General features: G+C 68.3%; 1 protein-coding gene. It reads left to right on the top strand.

Annotated elements, in window-relative coordinates:
* On the top strand, positions 1–243 hold a 243-nt coding region (locus SB717_RS38890; RefSeq protein ID WP_410908601.1), incomplete at both ends, for an ROK family protein.

Raw genomic sequence — 243 nt, 5'->3', positions numbered from 1 at the left:
CGCCATTCTGCGGAACGCGGACATGTCGAGCTTTTGGGAGGCCATCCAGGCGGCCGAACGAGGCTCCGAGCCTGCACGGGCGGCGTTCTCGTCGGCCGCAGAGGCTCTCGGCGCCGTCGTGGCGACGATCGTCAACCTGGTCGATCCCGAACGCGTCGTCGTGACGGGCGAGGGGCTTCCGTCGATGGAGATGTACCCCGAGGTCTTCGAACGAGCCGTTCGAGACCGGCTCGACCCCGCGTC

It is taken from the genome of Priestia sp. SIMBA_032 (assembly GCF_046535215.1).
GTDB classification, from domain to species: Bacteria; Bacillota; Bacilli; order Bacillales; family Bacillaceae_H; genus Priestia; species Priestia aryabhattai.
The sequence above is the reverse complement of the archived record's forward strand: the minus strand, read 5'-3'. Positions and strand labels throughout refer to the sequence as shown.